Origin of the sequence: Microbulbifer discodermiae, assembly GCF_040742695.1 — a bacterium.
Classification (GTDB): Bacteria; Pseudomonadota; Gammaproteobacteria; order Pseudomonadales; family Cellvibrionaceae; genus Microbulbifer.
In genome coordinates this window covers 80,134-101,222 of sequence record NZ_JBFLAB010000007.1, presented here as the reverse complement: position 1 = coordinate 101,222, position 21,089 = coordinate 80,134, and the positions used below count along the sequence as shown (strand labels likewise).

Annotated in this window: 32 protein-coding genes and 1 tRNA gene; 10 read left to right on the top strand and 23 right to left on the bottom strand. The window is 54.7% G+C overall.

From position 1 onward, the window contains the following. Window positions 1–71 precede the first annotated feature (71 nt). The 13 genes from AB1S50_RS04455 to AB1S50_RS04395 all read right to left on the bottom strand — a co-directional run bounded on the left by AB1S50_RS04455 (window position 72) and on the right by AB1S50_RS04395 (window position 6,683). Window positions 72–446: an HNH endonuclease gene (locus AB1S50_RS04455; RefSeq protein ID WP_367149260.1), complete on the bottom strand. Its 375-nt coding sequence runs from the start codon at window positions 444–446 to the stop codon at window positions 72–74. After that, window positions 446–694, bottom strand: a complete 249-nt coding sequence (locus AB1S50_RS04450) for a phage holin family protein (RefSeq protein WP_367149259.1) — start codon at window positions 692–694, stop codon at window positions 446–448. Before AB1S50_RS04450 ends, AB1S50_RS04455 begins: the two co-directional genes overlap by 1 nt. Continuing rightward, window positions 691–1,200: a hypothetical protein gene (locus AB1S50_RS04445; RefSeq protein ID WP_367149258.1), complete on the bottom strand. Its 510-nt coding sequence runs from the start codon at window positions 1,198–1,200 to the stop codon at window positions 691–693. Before AB1S50_RS04445 ends, AB1S50_RS04450 begins: the two co-directional genes overlap by 4 nt. Window positions 1,201–1,467: 267 nt before the next feature. Further along, window positions 1,468–1,845: a D-Ala-D-Ala carboxypeptidase family metallohydrolase gene (locus AB1S50_RS04440; RefSeq protein ID WP_367149257.1), complete on the bottom strand. Its 378-nt coding sequence runs from the start codon at window positions 1,843–1,845 to the stop codon at window positions 1,468–1,470. 1,015 nt (window positions 1,846–2,860) lie between these two features. Beyond that, window positions 2,861–3,553 (bottom strand): hypothetical protein, encoded by a 693-nt coding sequence (locus tag AB1S50_RS04435; RefSeq protein ID WP_367149256.1) that lies wholly within the window; start codon window positions 3,551–3,553, stop codon window positions 2,861–2,863. Then, window positions 3,537–3,977, bottom strand: a complete 441-nt coding sequence (locus AB1S50_RS04430; protein ID WP_367149255.1) for a hypothetical protein — start codon at window positions 3,975–3,977, stop codon at window positions 3,537–3,539. The genes AB1S50_RS04435 and AB1S50_RS04430 overlap by 17 nt, the downstream gene beginning before the upstream one ends. Then, on the bottom strand, window positions 3,949–4,446 hold the full coding sequence (locus tag AB1S50_RS04425; RefSeq protein WP_367149254.1) for a recombination protein NinB: 498 nt from the start codon (window positions 4,444–4,446) through the stop codon (window positions 3,949–3,951). The genes AB1S50_RS04430 and AB1S50_RS04425 overlap by 29 nt, the downstream gene beginning before the upstream one ends. Then, entirely contained in the window at window positions 4,439–4,678 is a 240-nt protein-coding gene (locus AB1S50_RS04420) for a hypothetical protein (RefSeq protein ID WP_367149253.1), read from the bottom strand. The genes AB1S50_RS04425 and AB1S50_RS04420 overlap by 8 nt, the downstream gene beginning before the upstream one ends. An 11-nt stretch (window positions 4,679–4,689) precedes the next feature. After that, window positions 4,690–5,049 (bottom strand): hypothetical protein, encoded by a 360-nt coding sequence (locus AB1S50_RS04415; protein WP_367149252.1) that lies wholly within the window; start codon window positions 5,047–5,049, stop codon window positions 4,690–4,692. Further along, on the bottom strand, window positions 5,006–5,878 hold the full coding sequence (locus AB1S50_RS04410; RefSeq protein WP_367149251.1) for a helix-turn-helix domain-containing protein: 873 nt from the start codon (window positions 5,876–5,878) through the stop codon (window positions 5,006–5,008). The genes AB1S50_RS04415 and AB1S50_RS04410 overlap by 44 nt, the downstream gene beginning before the upstream one ends. After that, window positions 5,868–6,146 (bottom strand): hypothetical protein, encoded by a 279-nt coding sequence (locus AB1S50_RS04405; protein WP_367149250.1) that lies wholly within the window; start codon window positions 6,144–6,146, stop codon window positions 5,868–5,870. The genes AB1S50_RS04410 and AB1S50_RS04405 overlap by 11 nt, the downstream gene beginning before the upstream one ends. Continuing rightward, entirely contained in the window at window positions 6,134–6,448 is a 315-nt protein-coding gene (locus tag AB1S50_RS04400) for a CII family transcriptional regulator (RefSeq protein WP_367149249.1), read from the bottom strand. The genes AB1S50_RS04405 and AB1S50_RS04400 overlap by 13 nt, the downstream gene beginning before the upstream one ends. 10 nt (window positions 6,449–6,458) lie before the next feature. Next, a complete protein-coding gene (locus AB1S50_RS04395; RefSeq protein WP_367149248.1) occupies window positions 6,459–6,683 on the bottom strand; it encodes a Cro/CI family transcriptional regulator in 225 nt (74 codons plus the stop codon). Between the two features lie 72 nt (window positions 6,684–6,755). Here AB1S50_RS04395 and AB1S50_RS04390 point away from each other — a divergent pair, with 72 nt between their 5' ends. The 10 genes from AB1S50_RS04390 to AB1S50_RS04345 all read left to right on the top strand — a co-directional run bounded on the left by AB1S50_RS04390 (window position 6,756) and on the right by AB1S50_RS04345 (window position 14,283). Next, window positions 6,756–7,475, top strand: coding sequence for a LexA family protein (locus AB1S50_RS04390; protein ID WP_367149247.1), 720 nt, complete (start codon window positions 6,756–6,758; stop codon window positions 7,473–7,475). A 276-nt stretch (window positions 7,476–7,751) separates the two neighbouring features. Continuing rightward, on the top strand, window positions 7,752–8,147 hold the full coding sequence (locus AB1S50_RS04385) for a hypothetical protein (protein ID WP_367149246.1): 396 nt from the start codon (window positions 7,752–7,754) through the stop codon (window positions 8,145–8,147). Next, window positions 8,144–8,638 carry an HNH endonuclease gene (locus AB1S50_RS04380; protein WP_367149245.1) on the top strand — a complete coding sequence of 165 codons (495 nt, stop codon included), beginning with the start codon at window positions 8,144–8,146 and terminating at the stop codon, window positions 8,636–8,638. The genes AB1S50_RS04385 and AB1S50_RS04380 overlap by 4 nt, the downstream gene beginning before the upstream one ends. After that, on the top strand, window positions 8,635–9,078 hold the full coding sequence (locus AB1S50_RS04375) for a hypothetical protein (protein WP_367149244.1): 444 nt from the start codon (window positions 8,635–8,637) through the stop codon (window positions 9,076–9,078). The genes AB1S50_RS04380 and AB1S50_RS04375 overlap by 4 nt, the downstream gene beginning before the upstream one ends. Further along, window positions 9,071–9,820 carry a recombinase RecT gene (locus AB1S50_RS04370; RefSeq protein ID WP_367149242.1) on the top strand — a complete coding sequence of 250 codons (750 nt, stop codon included), beginning with the start codon at window positions 9,071–9,073 and terminating at the stop codon, window positions 9,818–9,820. The genes AB1S50_RS04375 and AB1S50_RS04370 overlap by 8 nt, the downstream gene beginning before the upstream one ends. Continuing rightward, on the top strand, window positions 9,820–11,340 hold the full coding sequence (locus AB1S50_RS04365) for a YqaJ viral recombinase family protein (RefSeq protein WP_367149241.1): 1,521 nt from the start codon (window positions 9,820–9,822) through the stop codon (window positions 11,338–11,340). The genes AB1S50_RS04370 and AB1S50_RS04365 overlap by 1 nt, the downstream gene beginning before the upstream one ends. Window positions 11,341–11,419: 79 nt before the next feature. Next, window positions 11,420–11,872, top strand: coding sequence for a hypothetical protein (locus AB1S50_RS04360; protein WP_367149240.1), 453 nt, complete (start codon window positions 11,420–11,422; stop codon window positions 11,870–11,872). 90 nt (window positions 11,873–11,962) lie between these two features. Further along, on the top strand, window positions 11,963–12,874 hold the full coding sequence (locus tag AB1S50_RS04355) for a DNA cytosine methyltransferase (protein WP_367149239.1): 912 nt from the start codon (window positions 11,963–11,965) through the stop codon (window positions 12,872–12,874). A 165-nt stretch (window positions 12,875–13,039) separates the two neighbouring features. Next, window positions 13,040–13,243 carry a DUF4224 domain-containing protein gene (locus tag AB1S50_RS04350; RefSeq protein ID WP_367149238.1) on the top strand — a complete coding sequence of 68 codons (204 nt, stop codon included), beginning with the start codon at window positions 13,040–13,042 and terminating at the stop codon, window positions 13,241–13,243. Further along, window positions 13,225–14,283 (top strand): tyrosine-type recombinase/integrase, encoded by a 1,059-nt coding sequence (locus AB1S50_RS04345; protein WP_367149237.1) that lies wholly within the window; start codon window positions 13,225–13,227, stop codon window positions 14,281–14,283. Before AB1S50_RS04350 ends, AB1S50_RS04345 begins: the two co-directional genes overlap by 19 nt. 78 nt (window positions 14,284–14,361) lie before the next feature. Here AB1S50_RS04345 and AB1S50_RS04340 read toward each other — a convergent pair. From AB1S50_RS04340 to ybgC, 10 genes are all read right to left on the bottom strand, one after another. Continuing rightward, window positions 14,362–14,437, bottom strand: a tRNA-Lys gene (locus tag AB1S50_RS04340). A 117-nt stretch (window positions 14,438–14,554) separates the two neighbouring features. Further along, window positions 14,555–15,235, bottom strand: a complete 681-nt coding sequence (queC, locus tag AB1S50_RS04335; RefSeq protein ID WP_367149235.1) for a 7-cyano-7-deazaguanine synthase QueC — start codon at window positions 15,233–15,235, stop codon at window positions 14,555–14,557. Then, entirely contained in the window at window positions 15,236–15,916 is a 681-nt protein-coding gene (gene queE / locus AB1S50_RS04330) for a 7-carboxy-7-deazaguanine synthase QueE (protein ID WP_367149234.1), read from the bottom strand. It abuts the gene before it with no gap. A gap of 118 nt (window positions 15,917–16,034) precedes the next feature. Beyond that, window positions 16,035–16,871 carry a YbgF trimerization domain-containing protein gene (locus AB1S50_RS04325; RefSeq protein ID WP_367149233.1) on the bottom strand — a complete coding sequence of 279 codons (837 nt, stop codon included), beginning with the start codon at window positions 16,869–16,871 and terminating at the stop codon, window positions 16,035–16,037. A 15-nt stretch (window positions 16,872–16,886) separates the two neighbouring features. After that, the gene (locus AB1S50_RS04320; RefSeq protein WP_367149232.1) at window positions 16,887–17,372 is read right to left on the bottom strand and encodes an OmpA family protein; all 486 of its coding nucleotides are present in this window, start codon (window positions 17,370–17,372) and stop codon (window positions 16,887–16,889) included. A 110-nt stretch (window positions 17,373–17,482) separates the two neighbouring features. Continuing rightward, window positions 17,483–18,778 (bottom strand): Tol-Pal system beta propeller repeat protein TolB, encoded by a 1,296-nt coding sequence (gene tolB / locus AB1S50_RS04315; protein WP_367149231.1) that lies wholly within the window; start codon window positions 18,776–18,778, stop codon window positions 17,483–17,485. After that, a complete protein-coding gene (locus AB1S50_RS04310; RefSeq protein ID WP_367149230.1) occupies window positions 18,775–19,524 on the bottom strand; it encodes a TonB family protein in 750 nt (249 codons plus the stop codon). Before AB1S50_RS04310 ends, tolB begins: the two co-directional genes overlap by 4 nt. Before the next feature lie 8 nt (window positions 19,525–19,532). Further along, a complete protein-coding gene (gene tolR / locus AB1S50_RS04305; protein WP_367149229.1) occupies window positions 19,533–19,964 on the bottom strand; it encodes a protein TolR in 432 nt (143 codons plus the stop codon). A gap of 13 nt (window positions 19,965–19,977) precedes the next feature. After that, on the bottom strand, window positions 19,978–20,667 hold the full coding sequence (gene tolQ, locus AB1S50_RS04300; RefSeq protein ID WP_367149228.1) for a protein TolQ: 690 nt from the start codon (window positions 20,665–20,667) through the stop codon (window positions 19,978–19,980). Beyond that, window positions 20,664–21,074, bottom strand: a complete 411-nt coding sequence (gene ybgC, locus AB1S50_RS04295; protein ID WP_367149227.1) for a tol-pal system-associated acyl-CoA thioesterase — start codon at window positions 21,072–21,074, stop codon at window positions 20,664–20,666. The genes tolQ and ybgC overlap by 4 nt, the downstream gene beginning before the upstream one ends. Between the last annotated feature and the right edge of the window lie 15 nt (window positions 21,075–21,089).

The window sequence follows — 21,089 nt, the reverse complement described above, 5'->3', positions numbered from 1 at the left end:
CCCCCTACTTGAATTTAGCCAATATGAAAATTTGATTAGGGCGGCGGTCTTGGTGAGATAGACTGTAGAAATCAACCCCGCCCCTCCCTTCTCGCACCCTTGCCTTCCTGCGCGGTCTTGCGCTTGTGATGCTCCACACATAGAAGCTGCAGGTTGTGCGGTTCATCTGTGCCGCCCTGTGCCTTTGGTGTTATGTGGTCTACATGTGAACCGGACTGGTACTTACCTTCGGCCTTACACGCCTGACACAGACCGCTGTCTCTTTCGATGATGATTGCTCTCAGTCGTCGCCACTTGGCCCCGTAGCCGCGCTTGGCACTGCTGCCACGCTCTCTCTGCCATTGGTGCCAGTTAGTGGCCTGCTGCTGGTGGCTATCACAGTAGCCGTTTGCATTGCTGTGCGCAGCCTTACACTTTCGGCAGGGCCGCTTGGCCTTCTGTGGCATCAGACCTTATTCCGTTCGTGCTGCTGTATCAGGATGTGGTGGCGCTGGTGGGTCTCTTCCGCCCGACGGTTATCCTGGCGTTTGTAGTACCAATTCATCACAAAAGAAGCGACAGCTACCGAAGCACAGATGAAGCCAATGGGGTTTTGGATAAACAAGCTGTAGAGGCTGCCAATGGCGCCGGCGATTACTGTAGTGGCATGGCCAGCCTTCTCGGCTACCTCTCGCATCAGGTCGTGAACGGTCATGGTTTCACCATCGCCTTTGTCTTTTCCTTACTTCCTTGGCTGGAGCCGTACCAGAACTGCAGGATCATTGGTATTGCGCCGGTGATCACGCCGAGCATCAGAGTTCCGGTCTGTTCGAATGCCGGGGTTACCTCGACACTACCGGAGAACAGCAGGTAGGTCAGGAAGAAATAGCCGCTGATGAACACAAACGACAGCACCGCCTGAACCCACAGGCCCCCTTTAATGCCTAGTTCCCGCGCACTCTTGCGATCTTCTACCTCAAGCTGGTACACATCGATATCCAGCTCGCGCATCTTCACCTTGAAGTCGTTGTCGAGACCCCGCAGCTCCAGCAGCTTTTCAGGGCTCGCGTTCTGTACCAGTTCCGCTATGTCCTGCTCACTACCCTCACCATCCTGCAGGAAGTGATCCGAGAGGAACTTCACTGCCGTTCCTGCAACAGGGCCGCCCAAAGCAGCACCCAGGGTCGGGGCAACGCTTTTAACTATCGCTTTCCAGTCCATTAGTAGCTCCAGAGCGTGAAACCTGGTGAAGTAGTTTTCTCCAGGCGTAAAAAAACCGGCTCAGTGGCCGGTTTGGGTGATTGGGTGTCTGACAGAAGCAACAACCGTAAGCAAGGCAGCTAATTTATATCCCTGAAGCACAAAACTGCCAAATTTAAGTAACCTAAAATCATACAATAATGAACCCCAGGTTAATTTTTTAACCCACAAATGTGGAGCCAAAAATTAACCTCGCCAAGCGACACCAGTACATCAGTACCACTTTTATTAATAGCTCCACACAGTAGGCCTAGCGCGCTCGCCCGGTACGGGCTCAAGGTCATCCATGTGGATGAATCGGCCGCTGTGAGCCCCCTTCTGCTTCACACCAATACCGGTAAAGCCCTCCTCCTGCGCGATAATCAGCAGCTCATAGGCCCGCCCACCAGCAACAGATACATCCACCGCCTGCCCCGTGGTATGCGTCATGGTGGAGCCGATCTTGGCGCAATGGGCCGGGCAGCGATAACCCGAGTTGATCACCATCGGTTTGGCAAACCGCTCCCTCACCCTGATCAATCGGTGTAAGGTGTCATCCGAGAAGTGGTTTTTGCCACAACAACGGCAAGCCAACTCCTCCTCCGTGAAGTAGTCGTTCTTGAACATGGGATCACCAGAATTGAAAAAGCCCGCTCAGTGCGGGCTTGGGCTAGCATGAGGCGCCAAAAGTAACGCTGGGCCACCTCTGCGAATTAGTGTTACTAAATACGCCAAAAAAAAGAAAGTAGCGATTGATATTTTGACTTCTGCCCTCAAAAGACGTTTAGCAGATCGCAACATCTGCATTTCTTATTTATTGAACTCGGAGGACTTATGGCTTATCGCAAAAGAAAAGACAGCGATACATGGCACTTTTGCACTAACTGCACCAACTGGCCAAGGAGCAATTACGTGGAACGCTCTACAAAGCCAACGAACGGGGAGCTCTGCAACGAGTGTCAGGCGAAACGGCGAGACGGTAACTGTCGTTAGCATCTAGCGCAGATGCCGGCTCAAACTTAAAAACTGCCCGCTCACCTGCGAAATAAAGGTGGTGCAGGTGGGCGGCATAATCAATATTTTTCATCGCTGCCAGTTCATCAACACAATACAGACATACCACACTGGACTGGTACTTCTCGGGTATGATTTGTCTCCACAGCGCACTGGGCAAATTGAAGTCAAACTTATCTGGGCGCTTACAAATCTTGCAATATTGCCTATACAACGGCATTTGGCTTCTCCATGCTGCTGCTCATTTAAGCCTCTTCTGTGAGTTTAGAACATAAAAAATCCGCCATTTGGCGGACTGGCAATCTTAAACGAGGTGGCTATTGGCGTTAAATCACTCTTGGCCCAGCGGCTTAACTGGAATTCCTAACCAATCTTGAGGAAACCCCATCAATTCGAAATCATCAGGGTGAACCACTACGTACTTCAAATGGAAATCGTTATAGAGCACCCACCTGTTCCAACGCTTGGCTATTGCAAAGCACTTGAGGAATTCATCCATAGGGGTAGCTACTTCGGAGCAAGCGGTCGAATTTCGGACACAAAAAAACCCGCCATTAAGCGGGTTCTTGGAGTGCAATGCGGAAAAACCGCAAGCTAGAAAAAAGGTAGCATTCTGGCACAAACCCTGTCAACCACTCGCATGCAATTTTTCCTTATATCTTTCCACCATCTCAGAAACCGGTCCTAATGCCCTGGCTGGAAGTGGGTCCAGACGTCTCTGAAACCGTTGCCACAAGCTCTTCCAGTGTCGATCCCAGGTGGACTTATTGCAGCCTAAAATCGTGCGGACCTGCCTAAGATCGATAGGCCGCCCATTCACATCCCGAAGGGCACAGGCGTTGATACAGAAGAAGGCCAGCTTGCTGACCTGGGTTCTGTTGTGCGGCTCACCCCATTGGTCAAACTCGGTCATCAGGTAGTGAAGGAGCGCGGCACGCTCTTTGAACCGTGCTGCAGGCGGTGCATAGGCGGCCATGCCCCAACTGTAGGCCAGTGGATCGGTTTGGCGTAGCCTGGCAACCGCGTTTTGAACCAGGCCCTTTTCACAGGCGTCCATGATACGGCCACCGCTGCCCTTCCCTACTCTTGTTTCAACCGCATAGAGAGTCTGTGCTGGCATCCTGGCCGTTATTTTGCCATCTTCATCTCGAATCTCGTCCGTATAGCGCTTGGCACTCCGACCGAACACCGCCTGGGCTTTAAGAGCAGCTGCGTAGTCGAATTGCTGTGAGGGGCTATCGAAAGCATCGTGCCATGCTTGACGAGCGGTATGAAATCTCATGGTTTGACCGTAATGATACGCCTCAAAAATAGCCAACAAACTCTATTCGCCTCATATCGCCGTCCTTCCTCAGCGCCTGCATACGGCGGTACTCCTCTCGGTAATGCCTCGATATTTCGCTCTTGTGTCTTTGCTTCACATCCCGCCTGGCGAATCGGGCATTGTCGACCACCTGCTTTTTCTCCAGCAGGATGTCGTAGGCGCCCTCCCCGAGCCGCTCCCTTACCCACCGGGTGAACTCGTGCGGGTTACCCTCAAAGAAGTAGTGACAGCGGGTGCAGTGCGCAAAGGCGTTGTCTGGGTCGAACCGAACGGCGTAGCTGCCTCGCCCATGAAAGTGGGAACATTGCAGCCCGGCGCTGTTTTCAGGGTATTCGCTTTGACAGCCCTCACACCGCCACCCAGCCCTTTCCCGTACACACCTTGAGAACCATTTATCCGCGCTTGTGATCTTTACACCCACGGCTCAACTCTCCCCAAATGGCCTTGTATTCCCCCGCATAGGGGTCCGTCACAGTGATGTGCCAAAAATCAAAGACAAAACGACGCACATCCTCCAGATACTCTGAGAACTTCTTTTTCGTCAGCTTCGTGGTCGAGCCGTACAGCGTGATGCTTTTGCCCTTCGCCTCGATGCTGCCAATGGCTAGGAACTTCTGCTTGAATATCTCGTGCAACAGCTCCTTGGTGTAGGGATGCTCTCTGCCGTCATCGCAAGGGATGACTATGCCGGCCTCATCCAGCTGGCGGGCAATCTCCGCATATACCCAGCCCCACAAGAAGCGGTTCTGCAAGGTGCTGCGAGTTGCCCTGAACGGTTCTACCCTGACCGCCATGGGCTTCTCAGAATCCGGTTTCAGGCGGTTCAGGTGATCCAGGGCGTTGGCCTTCTGTACCGGAGTCCGCACCACCCAGAATTCACCCTCAATCATTCATTTCACTCCTCACGAGCGCCTCAGCTAATTGGGACGGTCTGGAAAATACGCCGATCAAGCTATTGCCCTGCTCAATCCGCTGCTGAGCTCTAGCAGTGTTGGCGAATACCACGTCGTATAGCCCCTCGCACCTGTGCCCCGGCTCTTCAACACTGAAAACAGCCAAGGGGCTTTCCTCGCTTGCGGATTTCAGCCGCCGCGCAATGTCGCTTACAGTCATCCAGGACATAGATATTTTCCTCAGTCCTCTGAAAACATGGATTTCAGGTCACCCAGTGTCTTGCTACCAATCGACCTGGAGCGCTCCTGTGCGGCCTTGTCAGGTAAAGCAAGCGGTTTGAATAGCTTGTGAGCCATTTCTCCATGAGGTTTTTCACACATTCCCAAAAAGGCGGCATAGCTCGGGGGCCACACTTCGTCGCCCTGCCTCCCCGCTTCCCTGACCATAAATTCCAACCGGTCAAAGCCCCGCTTCCATGCTGCATCGTTGAGGTGAGCTGTTTTCTGCGCCCACAGCAGGAAGTTCGGAGAGTAGCCTTCCCGCTCATTGCCCGGCTCACCCTCCTGAGACACCCATTTGTGGCCAAACAGCTGCGTCATTCGTGCCCACATCGCGTTCAGCAGCTTCTGCTGCCTCGGCGGCGGCAAAGTTGGCCGCACATTGCTGGCGGATACGCTCGAGCTTGTTGGGTTGGCCAGAACTTGACTGATGCTTCGCATGATCACTCCTCTGCTCATGGTTTTTTAGCCACTCAAGGCGGAAACTTCTCCAACCGCGCTCACAGCACACACTGAGGCAGTCATCAACGGAGTAACCGGCGGCAGCGGCTTTGCGGAGTTCAATAGCCATCCGGTTGACAGCAGTTTGTGTAAGCTTGGCCTTGCGTGTAGCTTGCCAGTCACTCAGCACGCTAGCACTTGGTGCCTCAGGCCAGGAAGCAAAGTCCAGGGAAGATTTTTTGGGTTTAGCAGGGGCGTGATTTTTTGCATTCCTCTGTATTACTCTTACTGTATTGCTCTTATCTGTACTACTCTCTTCAGCGTTTTCCGAATACCCCCCTTCGGGATTCCGAATAGGGTTCTCCGCGTTTTCCGAATACCCCCTTCGAGATTCCGAATACCTCCTTCGGGATTCCGAATACCCTTCGCTCACAAAAATATTACGCTCACAAATACGCTTTCCGTCACGTTTTTGGGTGATCGTCAAATAGCCTTTCTTCTCCAGGCTGGAGATGATTTCAGACACCCGGGATGGGGACAGATTGAAGAATTCGGCGAACGCCTTGTTTGACTTGTAGCAACCTCTGACAGGATCTACGGATAAGCTATTGATTTCCACCAGCATAACCTTTTCCTGCAGGCTCAGGTCCTTGGAGAGCCACAGTTCTGCTGGAATCCAAACGCCTTCAAATGCGCGTTTATCGCTCATTGACACCTCCGCCCAGTTGACACAAAACAGCTATTCGCTTGACACAGACTCTAGGGATACGCATCAAGCCGGATGCTTGGGCGCTCTCGGTATTCACGTCTCCGAGGTTCTGCGCCAGCATCAGCACCTCATCACTCTCTGCAACTAGCCATCCCACCGTCTTGCACTCCACCACTTCCAGCGGTGGCAAGTCGCCCAGGTGATTCCAGCAGCCGTAGGGCTGGGCGCTGTCCACCCAATCCACCCTCACGAGCTTCAGTCGTCCCATACCAGTGATTGACACCTCTCTGTCTGCTCCAACGCGGCCCGAGCAAATACCAGGGCAGCATCAATAATCTCGGGCTTTGCACAGCGATAGGTCGTTGGAACCACCTTCAACTCACACGCCGCCAACATCTTTGCGAACATCTCAAGGTCACCATCCTTCATCTTGCTGACCTTCGCTTCGGAGCAGCCAAGCGAACGTGCGACATTCACCTGCCCCACCCGAGAAAGGCCGGTCAATAGGGCGGAAAGGTTCTTTCTGGCTCTTTCCGGCACTTGCCGCGATTCTTCACTCAACAAATCCATGTAAGGACTCCTATGTCTCGCGTTGTTCGAAGCTATTCTTTCTTGAAGGAGAAGGGTCGCGAATTTCATCAAGCAAGCCACGTTTATGAGCGGCCCACATGACTCTATCCTTGATTTTTTTAGGCAATTCTTCAGGCCATTGGGAAATGGCGCCCTTGGTAATTTCCAAGGCGCCCGCGATAGCCGTATAACTTCCGAACAGCTCTCGTGCCTGCTGCTTAGTTTGGATGTCCATAGCAAAAGATTAGCAATCTAAACAAAAGGCTGTCAAGCATTCTATACTGTTAAGAGTTTAGATTTCTTAACCATGAAAACTTTTGGTGAACGCCTCCGTGAGGCGAGAAAAGAAGCAGGACTAACCCAGAAAGCTCTCGCAGACAAAGTGGGGATCACTAAATCTGCTATCAGTCAAGCCGAGCTGGGGATGACAAAAGGCCTCTCGCACACTAGCTTGGTTCGCGCTTGCCGGGCTATGGATGTTAGTGCCGAATGGTTGAGCTTTGGGAAAGGCGCGATGCACCCTTTTCAGTCGCCAATACAATCCACGAAAGGGTTACACGACCCGGCCGAACAAACCCAACCAACAACGGGTTTGATTAGCAATGTCTCGCCTGGCCCAGCCATTCTTGGACGCGTTCCTTTAATAAGCTGGGTACAGGCCGGTGATTTCTGCGAAACTGTGGACTTGTTCGAGCCTGGAGATGCCGAGGAATGGCTGCCATGCCCTGCCACGCACTCAGACCGAACTTATGCTTTGCGCATTAATGGCGACAGCATGACCAGCCCCTATCCAGGTCAGCGCTCATATCCACCAGGTACAATTGTATTTGTAGACCCAGATCGCCAACTTACCAATGGTTGCCGCGTAGTTGCCAAGCTTGAGGGAGATGTGACCTTCAAGACTTATTCGGAGGATATGGGACGAAAATATCTGCGCCCAATCAATCCTTCTTGGAAAACACAAGACATCACCGACTTACCAGTAATCATCTGCGGGATAGTGATTGGCTCATATATGCCTGAGTAATTGCTGGAATTATATTGAACTGAAAAGCAGATAACTTGCGCCTTAGTCTAATCCATATTCACTGCTTTACCTCCCCGTGCCCATCATATAGGCCCGACCTTCTCTATTCCGCTAAACCAATCCGCAAATAGATTTTATCTTTTGACGTCAAAATGACCAGATATGACCTTCTGGTCTCAAATAACTTCACTTATTAGGTTTAGCTTGCTTGACCAAACAAGAAAAGTTTAGCATTCTTAACAGGCGTCATCACAACATGCTTAAGAGGGCAAGAGCATGACCTTATTCACCACCAGCTCAGCCAGGCCAGTAGAGGAAGCCCTGCCCGACTACGAGTGTCACCAGGACAACCAGCGGGAAATCACTCAAAAGGACATCGAGGCAGTCGCCGAATTCATTGAGTATCGCTTATTAAAAGAGCGCGGCGTTTTGAGCAAAGCTGCCGTGCACGCTCGCGAATTGTTCGCCGATGCAATGGCAGACCAAATCGACAGCCTGGCCGGGAACTCCGACAGCACCGGCCCTGAACACATCGGTTTGCTTGCAATACACGACGCTGTAGAGGCTGGATTCGAGATCCAAGAGGCAGCCCGCAACGCCATCGCACACATTGCCGAGGAGCACTTTGAGGAGTTCTCAGCCGAGGCCCGCTGCTGGGGTTGGCTGGAATGAGCAAGAAGCTATCCGACCGCCGAATTATCCGGTTCATAAAGTGGTTGACAGACCAGGGCGCTGAAATGCTGCCAACGACGAATGAGCTTGAAGTAATTCGTTTCCGATGCGCTCAAGGTGTTGGCGTCCTCTATCGAAACACCAAAAACAAAAATATCTACAACAGCGGCCCAATCGTGACGGAAGCGCTAAACGCCTATTTAAACGGCAGCAAGTGGGCTGGAAAAGGAAAGCCAACAAAGCGGACCTATTGCAGTAGGCGCAAGCAACAGCTACTGAATCGAGACGGTGATGAGTGCTTCTACTGTGGGCAACCGCTTGGCAGCGATGTCACTGAGGAGCATCTGGTTGCACTCAATCAGGGCGGCCCAAACCGATTAGAGAACCTGGTGCTGGCTCACAAGCCCTGCAATCTCAAAGCCGGAAATCTGCCCGTGATGGAGAAGGTACGGCTGCGCGAAGCAATGCGAGCGGAGGTGGCTGAGCAATGAAACCCATACGGCTCAACCTCGATACAGCCAGCATTAGCGCCATTGCGGTCGCCGCCAGTCGTCGGGCCAGCTACCTGTTTCCTGGCCTGAAAGTAACCGTGGTTCGCGCTTGTGACATGGACTTGTGGGAAGGGGTCTGCAAAGCCATTCGCGAGCGTTGCCGCCAGTCCTATCAGCGCTGGGGTCACTGTGAAAACCCCTACCCTGTCGGCGACCTGAAGCGTTGGGAGTGGGTTGATGAAACCCAAACCATTGTGCGGGAACGCCTGTCACTGGTGCTGCGTGACACCAGCTGGGCTGAAGAGGATGCCATCTGTGATCTAGGCGGGGCAAAACGCGGGGAAGTGATTCCCTTCCCTGCCCCACAACGACAAAGGCAACCGCAGCAGGAAGCGGTTAAACGCAAAATCAACTGGGAGTGTGAAGATATTCATGTCTAGGGAAACTGCAAAAACCGGTGGCTTTGCATTACAGCCACAAAACATGAGTGAGGCCATGAATATGGCCAACATGCTGGCAACCAGCCAAATGGTTCCCAAGCAATACCAAAACAAGCCGCAGGACGCACTGGTAGCCATGATGATGGGTGTGGAACTGGGGCTTAACCCTATTCAAGCCCTGCAAAATATCGCGGTCATTAACGGGAAGCCTTCTATCTACGGCGATGCCCTACTGGCCTTAGTCCAGAACCATCCCGCCTTTGGGGGCCACCAAGAGTCCTTCGACGACCAAACCATGACAGCTGCCTGCACAGTGTGGCGTCGCGGCGAAACAAAATCGCATACCCAAACATTCAGCCAAGCCGATGCTGAGAAAGCTGGCCTGTGGGGCAAGCAAGGGCCATGGACTCAATATCCAAAGCGGATGCTGATGTGGCGCGCCAGAGGCTACGCATTGCGCGACAAGTTCTCAGACGCACTGGGCGGGTTGATTACCGCTGAGGAGGCCCAGGACATCCCTACAGAGCGCGACATTACGCCGCGCAAAGAAGAAGAGTCTCATCCGGCCCTGGAGCATTACCCGCAAGAAAAATTCGATACGAACTTTGAAGCCTGGAAAGGGTTGGTCGAGGCAGGCAAAAAATCACCAGAGCAAATCCTGGCCACGGTTGAGAGCCGCGCTGTACTCACCGAGCAGCAGCGCCAGCGCATATTGAATATCGGTACTCAGGAGGCCGCGTAATGCAAATTCTCAATTTGACACAAGGTAGCGTGGAGTGGCACGCCGCACGCGTCAACTACTTCACCGCCAGCGAAGCACCGGCGATGATGGGAGAGAGTAAATACAAAACCCGCTCTCAATTCATCAAAGAAAAGGCGACAGGACTCAGTGAAGGAATAACTGACGCCCAATACCGGCTTTTCCAAAAAGGCCATGAAGCAGAAGCGTCAATACGGTCACATATCGAGCACGAACTCGGCGACGAGCTGTTCCCGGCAACTGGAGTGAGTGACTGTGGAACCTATCTAGCGTCGTTCGATGGCATAACCATGGATGAATCACTGATCTGGGAGCACAAGCTCTACAGCGTCGGGCTCGCTGACAGTGTACGCGCGGGCACTCTCGAACCGCATTACTACTGGCAACTAGAGCACCAACTCCTGGTCAGTGGCGCAGAGAAGGCAGTATTCACAACTTCTGACGGCTCGCCGGACGCTTGCTACAGCATGGAATACGTTTCGGTACCTGAGCGCCGAGCCGCGTTGATCGCCGGATGGCAGCAGTTCGCGGAAGACCTTTCCAACTACAAGCCAGAGACTGAGCAGGTCGAAGTTACCGGTCACGCCCCTGAAACACTGCCAGCATTACGTATTGAAGTCACAGGTATGGTCACCGCCAGTAACCTCCAACAGTTTCAAGATCGTACTCTAACCGTCTTTCAAGGTATTAATACCGAACTTAAAACAGACCAGCATTTCGCGGATGCAGAACAGACAGTCAAATGGTGCAAAGAGGTCGAACAGCGCCTGAGCGCCGCCAAGGATCACGCCCTCAGTCAAACCCAAAGCATCGACGAGCTGTTTCGTGCTATCGACGATATTAGTGCGCAGGCACGCAGCAAACGCCTAGAGCTTGAGAAATTGGTCAAGGCACGCAAAAAGGAAATCCGCGAAGAAATCGCAATGTCAGCTTGTGAGGACCTTATGGGGCATATTGGGGAAATCAATAAGACATTAGATAACGGAGTCCGAATGCCACCGATTATTACCTATTTTGACGGAGTGATGAAAGGAAAACGGACACTTGCCAGCCTGCGCGATGCAGTCAGCACCGAGTTGGCCCGCGCTAAAATCGAGGCCAACCAGATCGCCGATAAGATCCGCCTGAACCTGAAAACCCTGCGCGGTGATACCGCCGGCTACGAGACACTGTTTGCAGATGTCCAGCAATTGGTACTGAAAGACAACGACGATCTACGTGCAACGATCACGGCAAGGATTGCAGAGCATAAGGCCGCAGATCAAGAGCGCCAGCAGGCAGAGCAGGTGCAACAAAAAATCGAGCCGCAATCGGCAGAGATCTCGGCGTCTCGCGAACTCGGCTCAATCAGACAAACCACTGCCGAAAATTCCCGGCCTTCGGATCAGCAAATCATTGGCGTTCTCGCCAGGCATTATCGCGTTCACGAATCGAAAGTCCACGAGTGGCTTTTGGATATGGATTTACAGGGGGCCGGTGACGCCCTTGCAAGCAATTTTTAACCAACACCCTGGACATTGAAAAACGCAGTAACAGTAAGGGTAAGTAAACTCAGCTGTAATTAAAATTAAGGAGAGGGACATGTACGTTTATAAGAAAATGGAATCCGAACTTTGGACCGTTGGATTTTATCAGCCAGATGGTAAGTGGGAGCCGGAGTCTGATCACTCAAGCCAAGAAGATGCAGCCAATCGAGCAGCTTTTTTGAATGGCGGCAGTCCTGAGAAACAAGAAAAGCCCAAAACCAAACACTACTACCTGCAACTTGACAATAACCCATTGTTTGTTAGTGGACCAGAAACAGCAATTATCATCCTTGGATATTCCCCCACGTATGAAGATAACAGCTTGCGCCTCATTTTGAAGGGGAACCATTACAAGGAATTAGCCAGGCGGCAGGACAATGGCGGATTTGAAGCCTGCCTTGCATATTTTGAGGAACATATTGACCAAGCCTCGCCTTACAGTGAACACCATATCCCTGCCAACAGAAAAATAATCACCAGGGTCAAAGACGATTTTGGATCACGGTAGTAGTAATCGCTTTTAACCAGCGCCCCGGCGCACTCAGTCAGCAGTAACCGTTAGGGCCGCCAGTACGGGGCCCAGTTTAGGCAGTGAGTGATGGCAGCTTATTACAACGAGATTGATCCATTTGCGGCCCAGTGGTTAAGAGAACTGATTTCAGCCGGTCACATAGCGCCAGGCGATGTCGACGAGAGGAGCATTGAGGATGTTCGACCAGATGAGCTTGTGGGATACACACAATGCCACTTTTTCGCCGGAATTGGAGTCTGGAGCTACGCACTCAGAGAAGCAGGCTGGCCTGATAACAAGCCAGGATGGACCGGAAGCTGCCCATGCCAACCTTACAGCCCGGCAGGCAAGGGAGAAGGGGAAGCTGACGAGCGGCACCTATGGCCCGCGTGGTTCCATCTCATTGAGCAGTGCCGCCCTGGAACAATATTTGGCGAGCAGTCTTCGAGTAAATCTGCGCTCGGTTGGCTCGACCTTGTACAGGCTGACCTGGAAGGAGCGAACTACACCAGCGGGGCGCTCGATTTATGCGCTGCGGGCGTCGGTGCTCCGAACATCCGGCAGCGCCTCTACTTCGTTGCTCAAGAGCGGATGGATAACTCCTACAAGTCGAGACCACAAGGGCGACCCTACCACACCTCGAGCGAGAGGACGTCAGCTGCCATATCAGGCGACATTAGCGGGTTGGCCAACTCCCATTGCCTCGGATTCAAGCAAAGGGGGTTGGGTCAGTCCTCGATCTGTAGGAATGGCTTTACCGGAGACGGTTGCCTTGCTGAGAGATCCAGCGGGCCCGGTCCGACTGGCGGCTTCTGGCGAAACCCTGACTGGCTCGGCTGCAAAGATGGAAAGTTCAGGCCAGTTGAACCCGGCACATTCCCGCTGGCTGATGGGGCTCCCGCAAGAATGGGACGATTGCGCGGTTATGGCAATGCAATCAATGCGAAGTTAGCTGCTGCATTTATTAGTACGTATATGCAGTCCAAAAGTGCGGCATGAGATACGGCAGCGTATGCAGTGGTATCGAAGCGGCCATAGGACTGACAGTACTTTGAAACAGGAAGCTAAGCAATAGCCGCAATAGTGAAAGAAACCTGTAGCCAATGTAGGGGCCCTGTTATTGGAAAGGTCCTGGCGGTTTGAGTTGGATTAAGGAGAAAGCGCGTGCGCCTATTAACCATTGAGGAAATCCGAGAGCTAACGGATTACCGGCACCCGGATAAGCAGTGCAAGGCCCTGGTTGCCATGGGTGTTCGTTTCCTTCGTTGCCCGCGGACAGGGCGGCCGAAAGTACTTTATGAGGATCTGCGCCCGGAAGTCCGACTGAATCAAAATAAGACGGAACCAAAATGGGAACTGGCAAACTGACCAAAAAGCCCTTTGCTAAAGGTGTGCGCTGGAAAAACGGAGCTTGGCGTTATCGAGTGCCCCGCTGGCTTGACGCTACCACTCGTCATCGACTCTTCGATGGCAAGGCGGAATATACGCTCGGCTACACCATAGCCGACGCGGCTCAACGATATTCCGAGATAATGCAGGAGTTAGACAGCGAAACATCCAATATCAGTATTATGAGTGAGCTGATGGATCGCTACATTTCGGAAGTGGCACCTCTAAAAGCGCCAGCAACACGGCGTAACAATCTCATCAGTTTGAAGCGATTACGTGCCGTATTTGGACATATGCCCCCTAGTGAAATAGAGAGCCACCAAATTTTCAAGTATCGCGACTTACGTCGAGAAACCCCTACATCTGCCAATCGTGATTTAGAGGTACTCTCACACTTATTTAGCAAAGCAATTGAATGGGGGGTACTGCGTAATAATCAACACCCCATGCGCGGTCTCCGTATAAAAAATCCAGGGCGCGTCCGCAAGCGATATGTCACCGACGAGGAACTGCATGCTGCTTTGTCCTATGCCAGTAACTTCCTTCAAGCTTATGTAGGGCTGAAAATGACACTAGGAGCACGCAAAGCCGACATGCTTCGCCTTGAGCTGCGGACTAAGACCAATGAGGGAATTAAGGTGCAACCGGCTAAGACAGCCGATTCATCAGGGAAAGTAACTGTGTACAAACTTACACCAGAGCGTGAGGCTGCCTGGGCAGCTGCTCTTGCGGCACGTCCGCAGCGCGTATCCAGTACCAACTACCTCTTTTGCACCCGCAAGGGTGACCCATACATTGATGAGGAAGGCAATACCAGTGGCTTCGATAGCATCTTTCGGCGCTGGATAGACAAAGCGCTCAAGATGGGAGCAATTCAAGAGCGGTTTACCGAAAATGACCTACGAGCCAAAGTCGCTTCTGACAGTGAAGATATGGAACAGGCGAGGCGCCGGTTGTCTCACACGAGCGCCTCAACGACTAGGCGGCATTATCATCGCAAGCCTGAAGAAGCTGACTAAATAAAAGTGATCTTGTGGGACAATTGGCTCTTTGTGGGACAGGGTGGAGGTAGCGAATGCTCTGCAGGCCCCGGAATATGGTGGGTCGTGCTGGATTCGAACCAGCGACCAATTGGTTAAAAGCCAACTGCTCTACCAACTGAGCTAACGACCCTTCGATGCCTCAACGTGAGGAGTTGCGTATCTTACGGATCTATTTCCGAAAAACAATACCTGATGGTAAAAAATCTTAAAGATTTGAAGAGCTTAGAGCCAAAGTCCGGCTCACACATCAAGTGCTGGCATAGGGCGTGGGGTCGGCCAGGCCCGCTTCGGCAAATCCTGCGGCACGCAGGCGGCAGCTATCACAGCGACCGCAGGCGATACCGTCTGTATCCGCCTGATAGCAGGATACGGTCAGGCTGTAATCGACGCCCAATGCGCTGCCGCGGCGGACTATGTCCGCTTTGCCCATCTGCATCAGCGGCGCCCGAATACGCAACCCACAGCCTTCGACTCCGGCTCGGGTGGCCAGATTCGCCATACGCTCAAACGCCTCGATATAGTCGGGGCGGCAGTCCGGGTAGCCGGAATAGTCCACTGCATTCACGCCGACAAAAATATCCCGCGCACCCAGTACCTCCGCCCAACCGAGGGCGATTGATAGAAACACAGTGTTTCGCGCCGGCACATAGGTAACCGGGATACCATCGGTCTCGGTTTCCGGCACCTGAATACTGTCGTCCGTGAGTGCGGAACCGCCGATAGTGCGCAGGTCCAGCCTTACTACCTTGTATTGGCGGGCGCCAAGGCTTGTCGCGACCCTCTGAGCGGCGCGCAACTCAGCCTGGTGGCGCTGGCCATAATCAAACCCCAGGGCGTAACACAGGTAACCCTCTGCACGGGCCATGGCCAGCACGGTGGCGGAATCCAGCCCTCCACTTAGCAGGACCACAGCTCTTCTTTCAGTCATTTATACTCCCGGGACGTCGCCCCACAGCAATTTATGCAACTGGATCTGCATGCGCACCGGTACTCCGGTTTCCAGTATCCACTCGGCCAGTTGGCGGGGTGCGAGCTGATCATGACTCGGGGAAAACAGTACTTCGCCGACCCGCTCGGACAGGCGGTAGCTGTCCAGGGTAAAGATCGCCCAATCGAAGTCTGTCCGGTCACAGATAACGAATTTTACCTGGTCGCGTTGATTGAGCAGGGCGATGTTTTCCATCCGGTTGCGATGCTGCTCTCCAGAGGCCGGGGTCTTCAGATCGACCACCCGCGACACGCGCCTGTCCACCTCTTCGACAGACAGGGCCCCGCTGGTTTCAAGCGACACCTGGTAGCCGGCATCACACAGGGCAGTGAGAAGCGGCAGGCAGTTTGGCTGGGCCAGCGGTTCACCACCGGTCACACACAGGTTGCGCGCCGGGTAGCTGCGCACTCTCCCCAGTATTTCGGCCAGCGACAAGCGCTCGCCGCCGTAAAAAGCATATTCGGAATCACAGTAGGTGCAGCGCAGCGGGCAGCCTGTGAGGCGCACGAATGTCGTCGGCAGCCCCGAGTCCCGCGCCTCCCCCTGCAGGGAGTAAAAGATTTCACTGATACGCAGTGTTTCCCTGTGCAAACTCTGCGACCCAGTATGCAATTCGGTCATAGTTACCAGACAAAATAAAACGCCCGGACGGCCGATGCCGTCCGGGCGCGAAATCATAGTGGCATTGCGGTTAAAAAACCAGCGACAGGCATCGACCGGCTGGTCGCAAAACTGGGATCTACTGCTGCAGATTCTCCTGCAGATACTGCTTGGCGAGGCCGGCGGCGCGGGCATCACTGGCGGCCACCTGCTCCAGCAACTCGCGGGCGCGGCTATCGTCACCCAACTGGTGATAGACAGTACCCAGTTTGTAACGCCCGTCCCACACTTTGGTGGAGTTGGGATAACCATCCAGTAAGGCCACAAACCACTGGCGGGCCCCTTCGAGATCGCCCTGGACCAGTGCTATCTCACCCAGCCAATAGTTGGCGTTGGGGGCATATTTGCCGTTGGGAAAGTCGGCCAACAAGCGTTTGAATGCGACACTGGCGCCCACATAGTCGCCTTCTCGAGCCATACCGAAGCTGGCCTGATAGCGCTCACGCTCGTCACCCCCCTGTGGACCAGGTGCGGACTGAGGAGATTCACTGGAATCGCTGTTCAGATCACCGGAGGAATCATCGCCCTCTTCGGGGAGGGGCGATGGCTGCTCACCCGAAAGGCGCGAGATGCGCCGGTCCAGGTCCATATAGTCATCGGTGCGCTGTTGCTTGAGGCGTTTTATCTCATGCCGCAGCTCCTCCACCGCACCACGCAATTCCCGCACTTCCTGTTGCAGCACCTGCATCTGGTAGTAGGCTTCCGCCTGTGGATTCGTCTGGGCGCGGGGCTGCTGCGCAGCCACCGGCGCAGCGCTGGAATAACGGGATTCCCCGGCAGAGCCGTCACCATAGGCGGGGACCGGCCGGGAATCCCGGTTCTCGGACAGATCCACCACCGGGGCCTGCGCGAGAACCGAGGATACCGCAGCCAGTGTGACTACGATGACTGCGGCTTGTCTTATCAAGAGTGCCATGGGCAGCCTGTTGGGTTACTCGACGATTACGACGCGGCGGTTCATGGCGCGGGCACTCTCGCTGTCACCAGGAACAGCCGGACGCTCTTCACCATAGCTGATAACTTCCAGGCTGCCGGAGTCCACGCCCTGCAGAACCAGGAAATCGCGAACCGCATTGGCGCGGCGCTCACCCAAGGCCAGGTTATACTCCCGGGTGCCCAACTCGTCGGCATGGCCTTCCAGGCGCACATTATGGGCGGAACCGCGCAGGCGGTCGGCGTGCTGTATCAGCAGTTCGCGGGTTTCCGGCTTCAACAGGGATTTGTCGAAGTCAAAGTAAACTGTATTGTCCAACGGCACTACGGTTTCCTCGACCGGGGTCTCAACAACCGGTGGAGGGGTAGTAGTGCCCACCACCTGCGTCTCCTGGCCACCATCCACTGTATCGGTAGTAGAACAACCGGCCAATACCGCAAATACAGCAGCCAGACCCAGGCCAGTTTTTACTGATTTAAACATAAGCTACTCCGCTTTTTGTGTTATCGAAAACTCTATTCTGTAAGATTCTTACTAAGATACTTGTATTGTTTGCTGAAACCTCGGCCCGCTATTCAACAGGCATCCCCAATTCAGTCAAAGTAAGGCGACCATGCCGGTTCGCGAACATCCCCCCGCTGGGAGGGCAGGTTGTACTTCACTCCGGCATCCAGCGAAACCGCCGCCAGAATACCCTTGCCCCCCCGTTTGGTGGCATACATCAACATGGCTCCGTTGGGGGCGATACTGGGGGATTCGTCCAGCGACGTCTCCGTGAGCACACGCATTCGGCCGGAATTGATATCCATTGTCGCAATGGTGAAAACCCCCCTGCTGCGATGGACCATTACCAGCGTCTTGCCATCCGGTGACACCCGCGGCCTAGCGTTATAGTCACCATCGAAGGTTAAGCGGTCTACTTGACCGGTGGCAAGCGTCAATTGATAAATTTGTGGCTTACCTCCCCTATCAGAGGTGAAAATCAGCGATTTGCCGTCAGGCATCCAGTTCGGCTCGGTATCGATGGAGAAGTGACGGGTCATGCGCGTAAAGCGTCCGGAATTCAAATCCAACACATAGATCTCCGGATTGCCGTCCTTGGAGAGCACCATGGCCAGTTTGGTTCCGTCCGGGGACCAGGCCGGTGAACTGTTCAGCCCCTTGAAGTTGGTCAGCTGCCGGCGTGCACCGGTATTCAGGTTTTCGACAAAGATAGCCGGGCGCCCGGCTTCAAAGGATACGTAGGCCACCTGCTGCCCGTTCGGCGACCAGCTGGGTGACATCACCGGCGCGCTGAAACGGCGGATCTCCCGCGGTCGCGCGCCGTCGATATCCGCCCGCATCAGTACATAGCTGGGGCGACCGCCACGGGTCTGTTCCAACACGTAAACCATCTGGGTGGAGAAGGCCCCGCGGATACCGGTGATGGCCTGAAAGATCTCGTCCGCCGCGCGGTGGGCGATATCCCGCAATTGATCGCGCCCCCCACTCACCTGCCGGGTGAACATTTTCTGCTGGCCAAAAATATTCACCAGGTCAAAGGTCAGCAGATAGCCATCTGCCTGGGGCTCAATACGGCCTGTCACCACATATTCAGCGCCGAGGATGCGCCAGTCCCGGAACACTATTTCGTCCGGGGATTTTGGGAAAGACAACATATCTTCTTTGGGCACCGGGGCAAACAGGCCACTGCGACGCAGGTCGGCGGCGACGATCCCGGACACATCCTCCGGCAGCACGCCGGTACCGGACCAGCCAAACGGTGACACTGCGATCGGCGTGGGGTCATCTATGCCACTGGTGATATCCACCACCAGTTGGGCCCGGGCAATCCCGCTCACCGACAGGGTAATGGCAAGGGAAACGAGTATGGCGAGTTTTCTGATCATTGGCGCAGGTCTTCGACTCTAAAGTTCAACAGGGTTGTGCGCACTTCGCGCTCGAACAGGGCGGGCTCCCGGCGGGCCAGCTCCGCCACTTCGGGAAACACCTCCACTTTGCGAATGGCGGTGAGCACTGAGCGATCCAATGCGGCATTGCCACTGCCCTCGACAATATTGGCTGCCACCACGCGGCCGGTGGGTACAAAGTTGATTTGTGCCACCGTAAGCATGCCGTTGCGGGCACTGGGAGGGCGGCTCCAGACGGATTCGATGCGCGTCCGGATAGCCTGGGCCACGGACATGACTGCCTGCGTGTCCTCGCTGGCATCCAACAGCTCCTCCTCTTCCTCCAGCGCCTCCTCGAAGGCGCTCTGGCGTTCGCGGTCCAGTTGTTCCTGGCGTTCTTTCTCCGCGCGCGCCTGGTCTTCCTGTTTCTTAAGCTCGTCCTCGGTCTTCTTCGCCTCGTCACGCTCGGGCTTTTTTTCTACCGCACGGGGTTTTTTCACCTCCTGCGCGCGGCGCTGACGGTCCAGCTCGCGCTGGCGACGCTTCTGCTCAAGGTCCACCTTGGGGGGAGGCGTCTTCTTTTTGGTCACCTTGGGCTCAAGGGTTACCAGTTTCGCCTGCACCACTTGCGGCATTGGTTTCAGCTCCCGCTTACTGGTCGCCTCCCAGCCGTAGACCAGCAGGGCAATCAGCGCCCCGTGCAGACAAAGGCTGACCGCGATTGCCAGTGGGTAGGAGCCACGCATAACCGGCGCTACTCCTGCGGGGGCTCGGTAACCAGCCCGACGCTCGGGGCACCGGCCTGTTGTAACTGGGTCATGGCACCCACAATGAGGCCGTAGCGGGCCTCGGTGTCACCCCACACCAGCACCGGGGTGGCAGGCTTCTGCCGCAGTACCTTGGCTACTGTTGCGCTAATCTCCTCAAGGGGCTTGGCCACTTTTTCGTCCTTGCCCAGATTCAGATAATAGGTGCCGTCGGCACGCACCGAAACGATCAGCGGCTCATCATCGGTGTTGTCGATGGGTGCCGAGGGGGCGTCGGGCAGGTCCACCTTGACCCCCTGCATCAGCAGCGGCGCCGTCACCATGAAAACCACCAGCAGTACCAACATTACGTCAATGTAGGGTACGACGTTGATCTCCGAGACCAGTTTCTTTTTGGGTGCCTTGCGGGAAATGCTCATAGATGCATCCGGTTCAGCTGGAGTGCACCTTGCGGTGCAGTATGGAGGAGAACTCCTCGGCAAAAGTCTCGTAGCTGGACAACAGCCATTCCGCCCTGGCGGCGTAGCGGTTGTAGGCCAGCACAGCGGGAATAGCAGCGAACAGCCCCATGGCAGTGGCCACCAGGGCCTCACTGATGCCCGGCGCCACCGTGGCGATAGTGGCCTGGTGCATTGTGGCCAGACCGCGGAAGGAGTTCATGATGCCCCACACGGTGCCGAACAGGCCGATATAGGGGCTGACGGAGCCCACGCTGGCGAGAAACGGCAGATTCATTTCCAAACGTTCCTGCTCCCGGTTGAGGGCCACGCGCATGGCGCGCTCCACCCCTTCCATCACCGCTTCGGGACTGCTGTGGCCCTGTTGGCGCAGGCGGGTGAACTCCGTCAGGCCAGCGCGAAAAATGGATTCCAGGCCGTGCACCCGCCCCTTCTCGGCGCGGGTGTTGCCTTCGCGGAACAGCTGATTGAGGTCCGCCCCCGACCAGAAGCGGCGCTCAAAGCCGGACAGGGCACTCTTGGCGCGGGACAGATAGAGTCCACGCTGCACAATCATGACCCATGAAGTCACCGAGGCTATCAACAACAGCAACATAACCAGTTGTACCAGCAGACTGGCACTCTGTATCAGACTCCAGAGGGAGATTTGTTCACCGGCGTTCATTCTTTACAAGCTGCCTTCAATGCTGAGTAAATGGATGCGGGTAGCGCACAGGGCTTGCGATTATTCTCTGCAACGCAGGCGACTTTGACCACGCCCTGGCAAATTATTTCACCGTCGCGCCAGATTTTTTGCTCGAAGGTGATCCCCGCGCGCCCCAGTTTGCCAATCGCCGCGGTTGCCCGCAACGTATCGTCCAGGCGAGCGGAACGACGGTACTGTATTTGCGCCGAATGCACCACCAGCAACAGGCCCTCGCGAGGCATGGCGGGCTTATCATAGCCGAGTGAGCGGACCAATTCTGTGCGCGCGCGCTCCATATACTTCAAATAATTGACGTAATAGACAATCCCGCCCGCGTCCGTATCCTCTATATAGACACGCACCGGTATACTGAAAGGCTCGCTCACCACTGCTCCTCTTGG

Bases quoted from the DNA above. Each gene is read 5' to 3' on its own strand.
- AB1S50_RS04385 (WP_367149246.1), top strand. From the start codon at position 7,752: ATGACCTTATTCACCACCAGCTCAGCCAGGCCAGTAGAGGAAGCCCTG.
- AB1S50_RS04410 (WP_367149251.1), bottom strand. From the start codon at position 5,878: ATGAGCGATAAACGCGCATTTGAAGGCGTTTGGATTCCAGCAGAACTG.
- AB1S50_RS04325 (WP_367149233.1), bottom strand. From the start codon at position 16,871: ATGGCACTCTTGATAAGACAAGCCGCAGTCATCGTAGTCACACTGGCT.
- AB1S50_RS04420 (WP_367149253.1), bottom strand. From the start codon at position 4,678: ATGTCCTGGATGACTGTAAGCGACATTGCGCGGCGGCTGAAATCCGCA.
- AB1S50_RS04390 (WP_367149247.1), top strand. From the start codon at position 6,756: ATGAAAACTTTTGGTGAACGCCTCCGTGAGGCGAGAAAAGAAGCAGGA.
- AB1S50_RS04355 (WP_367149239.1), top strand. From the start codon at position 11,963: ATGGCAGCTTATTACAACGAGATTGATCCATTTGCGGCCCAGTGGTTA.
- AB1S50_RS04445 (WP_367149258.1), bottom strand. From the start codon at position 1,200: ATGGACTGGAAAGCGATAGTTAAAAGCGTTGCCCCGACCCTGGGTGCT.
- tolQ (WP_367149228.1), bottom strand. From the start codon at position 20,667: ATGAACGCCGGTGAACAAATCTCCCTCTGGAGTCTGATACAGAGTGCC.
- AB1S50_RS04400 (WP_367149249.1), bottom strand. From the start codon at position 6,448: ATGGATTTGTTGAGTGAAGAATCGCGGCAAGTGCCGGAAAGAGCCAGA.
- AB1S50_RS04425 (WP_367149254.1), bottom strand. From the start codon at position 4,446: ATGATTGAGGGTGAATTCTGGGTGGTGCGGACTCCGGTACAGAAGGCC.
- AB1S50_RS04380 (WP_367149245.1), top strand. From the start codon at position 8,144: ATGAGCAAGAAGCTATCCGACCGCCGAATTATCCGGTTCATAAAGTGG.
- AB1S50_RS04455 (WP_367149260.1), bottom strand. From the start codon at position 446: ATGCCACAGAAGGCCAAGCGGCCCTGCCGAAAGTGTAAGGCTGCGCAC.
- AB1S50_RS04360 (WP_367149240.1), top strand. From the start codon at position 11,420: ATGTACGTTTATAAGAAAATGGAATCCGAACTTTGGACCGTTGGATTT.
- queC (WP_367149235.1), bottom strand. From the start codon at position 15,235: ATGACTGAAAGAAGAGCTGTGGTCCTGCTAAGTGGAGGGCTGGATTCC.
- AB1S50_RS04320 (WP_367149232.1), bottom strand. From the start codon at position 17,372: ATGTTTAAATCAGTAAAAACTGGCCTGGGTCTGGCTGCTGTATTTGCG.
- queE (WP_367149234.1), bottom strand. From the start codon at position 15,916: ATGACCGAATTGCATACTGGGTCGCAGAGTTTGCACAGGGAAACACTG.
- AB1S50_RS04310 (WP_367149230.1), bottom strand. From the start codon at position 19,524: ATGCGTGGCTCCTACCCACTGGCAATCGCGGTCAGCCTTTGTCTGCAC.
- tolB (WP_367149231.1), bottom strand. From the start codon at position 18,778: ATGATCAGAAAACTCGCCATACTCGTTTCCCTTGCCATTACCCTGTCG.
- AB1S50_RS04375 (WP_367149244.1), top strand. From the start codon at position 8,635: ATGAAACCCATACGGCTCAACCTCGATACAGCCAGCATTAGCGCCATT.
- AB1S50_RS04450 (WP_367149259.1), bottom strand. From the start codon at position 694: ATGACCGTTCACGACCTGATGCGAGAGGTAGCCGAGAAGGCTGGCCAT.
- AB1S50_RS04370 (WP_367149242.1), top strand. From the start codon at position 9,071: ATGTCTAGGGAAACTGCAAAAACCGGTGGCTTTGCATTACAGCCACAA.
- tolR (WP_367149229.1), bottom strand. From the start codon at position 19,964: ATGAGCATTTCCCGCAAGGCACCCAAAAAGAAACTGGTCTCGGAGATC.
- AB1S50_RS04405 (WP_367149250.1), bottom strand. From the start codon at position 6,146: ATGGGACGACTGAAGCTCGTGAGGGTGGATTGGGTGGACAGCGCCCAG.
- AB1S50_RS04345 (WP_367149237.1), top strand. From the start codon at position 13,225: ATGGGAACTGGCAAACTGACCAAAAAGCCCTTTGCTAAAGGTGTGCGC.
- AB1S50_RS04415 (WP_367149252.1), bottom strand. From the start codon at position 5,049: ATGACGCAGCTGTTTGGCCACAAATGGGTGTCTCAGGAGGGTGAGCCG.
- AB1S50_RS04395 (WP_367149248.1), bottom strand. From the start codon at position 6,683: ATGGACATCCAAACTAAGCAGCAGGCACGAGAGCTGTTCGGAAGTTAT.
- AB1S50_RS04365 (WP_367149241.1), top strand. From the start codon at position 9,820: ATGCAAATTCTCAATTTGACACAAGGTAGCGTGGAGTGGCACGCCGCA.
- AB1S50_RS04440 (WP_367149257.1), bottom strand. From the start codon at position 1,845: ATGTTCAAGAACGACTACTTCACGGAGGAGGAGTTGGCTTGCCGTTGT.